The organism is Saccharomonospora iraqiensis subsp. paurometabolica YIM 90007, from assembly GCF_000231035.2.
GTDB classification, from domain to species: domain Bacteria; phylum Actinomycetota; class Actinomycetes; order Mycobacteriales; family Pseudonocardiaceae; genus Saccharomonospora; species Saccharomonospora paurometabolica.
The window spans coordinates 2,279-8,334 of sequence record NZ_KI912243.1 but is presented as its reverse complement, the minus strand read 5'-3'; the positions used below and the strand labels follow the sequence as shown (position 1 = coordinate 8,334).

The 6,056-nt window shown below is 72.2% G+C and carries 5 protein-coding genes and 1 pseudogene; 3 read left to right on the top strand and 3 right to left on the bottom strand.

From position 1 onward, the window contains the following. Both SACPADRAFT_RS32870 and SACPADRAFT_RS0213410 read right to left on the bottom strand, forming a co-directional pair. Positions 1 to 682: pseudogene (locus SACPADRAFT_RS32870) on the bottom strand (hypothetical protein); the annotation flags it as partial. Positions 683 to 877: 195 nt separating this feature from the next. Further along, on the bottom strand, positions 878 to 1,264 hold the full coding sequence (locus SACPADRAFT_RS0213410) for a DUF7715 family protein (protein WP_007026116.1): 387 nt from the start codon (positions 1,262 to 1,264) through the stop codon (positions 878 to 880). 225 nt (positions 1,265 to 1,489) lie between these two features. Between SACPADRAFT_RS0213410 and SACPADRAFT_RS0213405 the strand changes: the two genes are divergently transcribed. Together SACPADRAFT_RS0213405 and SACPADRAFT_RS0213400 are read left to right on the top strand one after the other, a co-directional pair. Beyond that, positions 1,490 to 1,747 carry a hypothetical protein gene (locus tag SACPADRAFT_RS0213405; protein ID WP_007026115.1) on the top strand — a complete coding sequence of 86 codons (258 nt, stop codon included), beginning with the start codon at positions 1,490 to 1,492 and terminating at the stop codon, positions 1,745 to 1,747. Continuing rightward, positions 1,744 to 2,067 carry a type II toxin-antitoxin system PemK/MazF family toxin gene (locus tag SACPADRAFT_RS0213400; RefSeq protein ID WP_007026114.1) on the top strand — a complete coding sequence of 108 codons (324 nt, stop codon included), beginning with the start codon at positions 1,744 to 1,746 and terminating at the stop codon, positions 2,065 to 2,067. The genes SACPADRAFT_RS0213405 and SACPADRAFT_RS0213400 overlap by 4 nt, the downstream gene beginning before the upstream one ends. A gap of 12 nt (positions 2,068 to 2,079) precedes the next feature. Here SACPADRAFT_RS0213400 and ilvD read toward each other — a convergent pair whose 3' ends face one another. Further along, positions 2,080 to 3,750, bottom strand: coding sequence for a dihydroxy-acid dehydratase (gene ilvD, locus SACPADRAFT_RS0213395; RefSeq protein ID WP_007026113.1), 1,671 nt, complete (start codon positions 3,748 to 3,750; stop codon positions 2,080 to 2,082). A gap of 43 nt (positions 3,751 to 3,793) precedes the next feature. On the opposite strand from ilvD, the gene SACPADRAFT_RS27585 reads away from it, so the two are divergent. Further along, the coding region (locus SACPADRAFT_RS27585; protein WP_007026112.1) for a Tex family protein at positions 3,794 to 6,056 on the top strand (2,263 nt) is incomplete at its 3' end.

Here is a 6,056-nt window from a genome sequence, read left to right as displayed (position 1 = left end):
CGGCGTAGATCAGGCCGTCCGGGCGGGTCAGCGCGGCCGCGGCGGCCAGCGCGCCCGCGGCCACCGCCACCCGTGCGGTGAGCACCCGACCGTCCAGCGCCGCGTGGGCGAGCACCGCGGCCAGCCCCACCACCAGCAGCGCGTACAGCGGGTTCTCCAGCCCCGAGAACGACCAGATCACGAACGACGGCACCGCGGCCAGGACCAACCCGACCGCCAGGGTCGCCACCCACGCCCGACGCACGACCCGCCGGGTCACGGTGTGACACACGGCCAGGATCCCCGCACAACACACCAGCGCGACGGCCTTCGGGAACAGCACGTAGTCGCCGACCCCGCCGAGCGCGCCGGAGTCGAACAGCCCCAGCAGCCGCCCCACCGTCAGCACCACCAGCCACAGCGGGTTGGAGAAACCCTCCACGGGTTCGGCACCCGGTTGCAGGACGACACCCAGGCCCTCGGACACCGACCGCGCGTAGGCGAAGGTGATGCCCGCGTCGTCGATCAACCAGTTGCCGTAGAGACCCGCGTGGGCACCGATCGCGCCGGTGCCGACCACGACCGCGAGTGCCGCCCGGACCAGGCCCGGGCGCGGGCGTCTCTCCCGCCGGGCCTCGGCCCCGGGCGTCTCCGCCGGATCGCCGTGGACATCGTCAGGGGCCGTCGCCGGCGCCAGGGTCATACGGGGCTCCCCCCGGTTCGGAAAAGATCGGATCGGACGATCTTCACCTTAGGAGGGGTAAGCGGACCGGGTGACCGGAAGGCACCGGTCTCCCACGGTCCGACACGGGCACGCACGTCCCGCGACGCCCCGGCACGGCCCCTCGGCCGCTCCGGCACGGCGACCTCGGTCGCTCCGGCACGGCGTCGTCGGCCGTTACGGCACGCCCTGCCGGACGTGGACGTAGTCGAGGCGGTGCTCCACCACGGTGCCGTCGGGCAGGTCGGCGACCAGGTCGAGCAGGTGATCGGCCAGCCCCTCGGCGTCGAGGGACCCGTAGCCCTGCTCGGTGAGACTGGCGTCGAGCACCATGACGAAGTCCTGCCTGCTGATGCCGTCCAGGGTGCGCACGACCGCGGTGGTGGTGGCCCGGTGGGAGCTCAGCCCCGCGAAACCGCGTCCGCACCCGCAGGCCCCGTCCGGGTCGTGCCGGTCGGCACGGCACGGCGGCGCGATCCACACCAGCTCCCCCTCGACACACCAGTGGTAGTCGTTGTCCCGGAACCCCTGGGTGCGCGCGGTCGCCACGAGGGCCTTCACCATCGTCGTGTCCCTTCTCCGGCGTGTGGTCGGGCGGCGTGGGGTCCCTGGTTATCAGCCGCGACCGACGAAACGGTGTCCCACTCCGGGACACGACCTCCCGATCACCTGTCCGGGCGAAACAGGCCCCGCTTCCTCTTTCGGCCTCCGAACCCGATCACATCGACGCTCCACCGGACCACAAGGAGCGAGACCGCCCTGGAAATACAGATCTGGTATCCTTTCCGTATGACAAACGGTATGACAGTTCGGCTCGATCCCGGAACCGAGCGCAAGCTCGACGAGTTGGCAGAGGACACCTCCACGAAGACCGAAGCGGTCAAAGCGGCCATCGAAACAGCCTGGCGCCAGCGCCAGGAGCGACTGCTGGAGGAGGCCTACGCCCACGCGGTCGCCGACAACCCGAACTACCCGTACGAGGACGACACCGAACGGACGGTGTCCCGGCAGCGTCGGGCGGCGCGGGCCTCCGAGGCGACCACGTGACGTCCGTCCCCGCCCGAGGCCAGGTCTATCGAGCCGACATCGGCTACGGAGCCAAACCCTGGGTCGTGGTCTCCAACAACCACCGGAACACCCATACCCGCGACGTGCTCGCCGTGCGTGCCACCACAACCCAACGGGACTTGCCCACGTGGGTGAAGCTCACCCGGGAAGACCCGCTCACCGGGTTCGTCAACACTGACAACATCGAAACGCTCGGCCGTGACGAACTCGGTGACTATCTGGGATGCCTGTGCCCGCACTCCATGCTCGCCCTCAACCGGGCACTGGCCATAGCCCTCGGCCTGCCGAACGGCGTTTAGCCGGACAACAGGTCAGGAACACACCGCGCCCTTGGCCGCGGATCCGACCAGGCGCGCGTACTTGCCCAGTACGCCCCGCCGGTCGGTGGCGGGCTGCTGCCACCCCGCGCGTCGACGGGCCAGTTCGTCGGCGTCGACCCCGAGGTCGAGCGTTTTTGTCGACAAGTCAACGACGATGGGGTCGCCGTCCCGGACGAACGCGATCGGCCCGCCGTGCGCGGCCTCCGGGGCCACGTGGCCGAGGCACAGCCCCGTCGTGCCGCCGGAGAACCGGCCGTCGGTGAGCAGCAGCACGTCGCTGCCCAGCCCCGCGCCCTTGATCGCACCGGTGACCGCCAGCATCTCCCGCATCCCGGGGCCGCCGCGCGGCCCCTCGCCGCGGATGACCACGACGTCGCCCGCCTTCAGTTCGTCCAGCGCGTCCATCGCGGCCTGTTCGCCCTCGAACACGCGGGCCGTGCCCTCGAACCGGGTCGTCTCGAAGCCCGCGCTCTTCACCACCGCCCCCTCCGGGGCGAGGCTGCCGTGCAGGATGGTGACCCCGCCCGTGGGGTGGATCGGGTCGCTCAGCGCGTGGACGACCTCGCCGTCCAGCCGCGGCGGGTCCAGCTCGTCCAGGTTCTCCGCGACCGTGCGGCCGGTCACGGTGCGGCAGTCGCCGTGCAGCAGTCCCGCGTCGAGCAGCGCCCGCATCACCACCGGAACCCCGCCGACCCGGTCGACGGCGGTCATCGCGTAGCGGCCGAACGGTTTCACGTCGGCCAGGTGCGGCACCCGGTCGCCGACCCGGGAGAAGTCGTCCAGCGTCAGCTCCACCCCGGCCTCGTACGCGATCGCCAGCAGGTGCAGCACGGCGTTCGTCGAGCCGCCGAGGGCCATCACCACCGCGATCGCGTTCTCGAACGCCTCCCGGGTGAGGATGTCGCGGGCGCTGATCCCCCGCTCCAGCAGCCGCACGACGGCCTCGCCCCCGGCGCGGGCGAACGTGTCCCGGCGGCGGTCCACCGACGGCGGACTCGCCGAGCCGGGCAGCGACATGCCCAGCGCCTCGGCGGCGCAGGCCATCGTGTTCGCGGTGTACATCCCGCCGCAGGCGCCCTCGCCCGGGCAGACCGCACGCTCGATCCGGTCCACCTCGTCCCGTCCGATCAGGCCCCGGGAGCAGGCGCCCACCGCCTCGAACGCGTCCACGATCGTCACCTCGCGGCCGTCCACCCGGCCGGGCAGCGTCGTGCCCGCGTAGAGGAACACGGCGGCGACGTCGAGCCGGGCGGCGCCCATCAGCATGCCGGGCAGGCTCTTGTCGCAGCCCGCCAGCAGCACCGCGCCGTCGATCCGCTCGGCCTCCAGCACCGTCTCCACCGAGTCCGCGATCACCTCGCGGGAGACCAGCGAGAAGTGCATCCCCTCGTGGCCCATGCTGATCCCGTCGGAGACCGAGATCGTGCCGAACTCCAGCGGGTACCCGCCCCCGGCGTGCACACCGTTCTTGCTCGCCTGCGCCAGCCGCTGCAGCGAGAGGTTGCACGGGGTGATCTCGTTCCACGACGACGCGATGCCCACCTGGGGCTTGGCGAAGTCCTCGTCGCCCATCCCCACCGCGCGCAACATCCCGCGGGCGGCGGTCCGCTCGACGCCGTCGGTGACCTCATGACTGCGGGGCTTCGGATCGTGTTCCGGCATGGGCCCATCATCGACGCCGACCGGACCAGGCACAATCCGTGTCGTGGCTGACAGCACGTCCCCCGACACGTCCCTCACCGACACGATCGCCGACGAGCTCGGCGTCCGCCCCGGGCAGGTCTCCGCGACCGTCGCGCTGCTCGACGACGGCGCGACGGTGCCGTTCATCGCGCGCTACCGCAAGGAAGCGACCGGGGCGCTCGACGACACCCAGCTGCGCACGCTGGAGGAGCGCCTGCGGTACCTGCGGGAGCTGGAGGACCGCCGCACGGTGATCCTCGACTCGATCCGTGCGCAGGGCAAGCTCACGCCGGAGCTGGAGGCCCGCATCCGGGCCGCCCGGGAGAAGGCGCGGCTGGAGGACATCTACCTGCCGTACCGGCCGAAGCGGCGGACGAAGGGCCAGATCGCCCGGGAGGCCGGGCTCGAACCGCTGGCGGACACCCTGCTGGACGACCCGACGCAGGACCCGAAGGGCACCGCGGAGTCGTTCGTCGACGCCGACGCCGGGGTCGCCGACACCGACGCCGCCCTGGCCGGGGCGCGCGCCATTCTGGTCGAACGGTTCGCCGAGGACGCCGACCTGATCGGCGAGCTGCGCGAGCGGATGTGGTCGCGCGGCTGGATCACCGCCACGGTGCGCGAGGGCAAGGAGACCGAGGGCGCCAAGTTCGCCGACTACTTCGACTTCGCCGAACCGATGGCGAAGCTCCCCTCGCACCGCGTGCTCGCACTGCTGCGCGGGGAGAAGGAGGAGATCCTCACGGTGTCCACCGAGCCCGACGAGCCGGGCACGGACGCCGACGAGTACGAGGCCCGCATCGCCGCGCGGTTCGGCATCACCGACGAGGGCAGGCCCGCCGACCGCTGGCTGCGGGAGACGGTGCGCTGGGCGTGGCGCACCAAGGTGCTGCTGCATCTGGGCATCGACCTGCGGATGCGGCTGCGGCAGGCCGCCGAGGACGAGGCGGTGCGGGTGTTCGCCGCGAACCTGCGGGACCTCCTGCTCGCGGCGCCCGCGGGCACCCGCGCGACGATCGGTCTGGACCCCGGTTACCGCACCGGGGTGAAGGTGGCGGTGGTCGACGGCACCGGCAAGGTGGTCGCCACCGACACCATTCACCCGCACAAGCCGCAGGCCCGGTGGGACGAGGCTTTGGCCACGCTGGAGCGGCTGGCCCGGGAGCACGAGGTGCAGCTGGTCGCGATCGGCAACGGCACCGCCTCCCGGGAGACCGACAAGCTCGCCGGGGAACTCGCGAAGCGCCACCCGGAGCTCGGCCTGAGCACGGTGATGGTGTCCGAGTCGGGCGCGTCGGTGTACTCCGCCTCGGCCTACGCCGCGCAGGAGCTGCCCGGTCTGGACGTGTCGCTGCGCGGCGCGGTCTCCATCGCGCGCCGGTTGCAGGACCCGCTGGCGGAGCTGGTGAAGATCGACCCGAAGTCCATCGGGGTCGGGCAGTACCAGCACGACGTGGCCGAGTCGAAGCTCTCCCGCTCCCTGGACGCGGTGGTGGAGGACTGCGTGAACGCGGTCGGGGTCGACCTGAACACCGCGTCCGCCCCGCTGCTGGCGCGGGTCTCCGGGATCGGCTCGGGGCTGGCGGAGAACATCGTCGGCCACCGGGACACCCACGGCGTGTTCCGCAGCCGCACGGCGCTGAAGGACGTCACCCGCCTGGGGCCGAAGGCGTTCGAGCAGTGCGCCGGCTTCCTGCGGATCCCGGACGGCGACGACCCGCTGGACGCCTCCGGCGTGCATCCGGAGTCGTACCCGGTGGTGCGGCGGATCGTGGACGCGGCCGGGGTCGGCATCCGCGAGCTGATCGGCGATTCCCGGACGCTGCGCACGCTGTCACCGCAATCGTTCGTCGACGACGCGGTCGGCCTGCCCACGGTCACCGACATCCTCGCCGAACTGGAGAAGCCCGGACGCGACCCGCGCCCCGAGTTCACCACGGCGACCTTCGCCGAGGGCGTGGAGACGATGAACGACCTCGAGCCGGGGATGCGGCTGGAGGGTGTGGTCACGAACGTGGCGGCGTTCGGGGCGTTCGTCGACGTCGGCGTGCACCAGGACGGGCTCGTCCACGTCTCGGCGATGGCGCACCGGTTCGTCGACGACCCGCGGGAGGTCGTCAAGCCCGGGGACGTGGTGACGGTCAAGGTGCTCGACGTCGACGTGGAGCGCAAGCGCATCTCGCTGACCCTGCGGCTCGACGACGAGCTCCCCTCGGCCGACGGCGGGTCTCCCCGCCGGACGGGCGGGGCGGGCCGCGGGGACGGGCCGAAGGACCGCGGCCGGG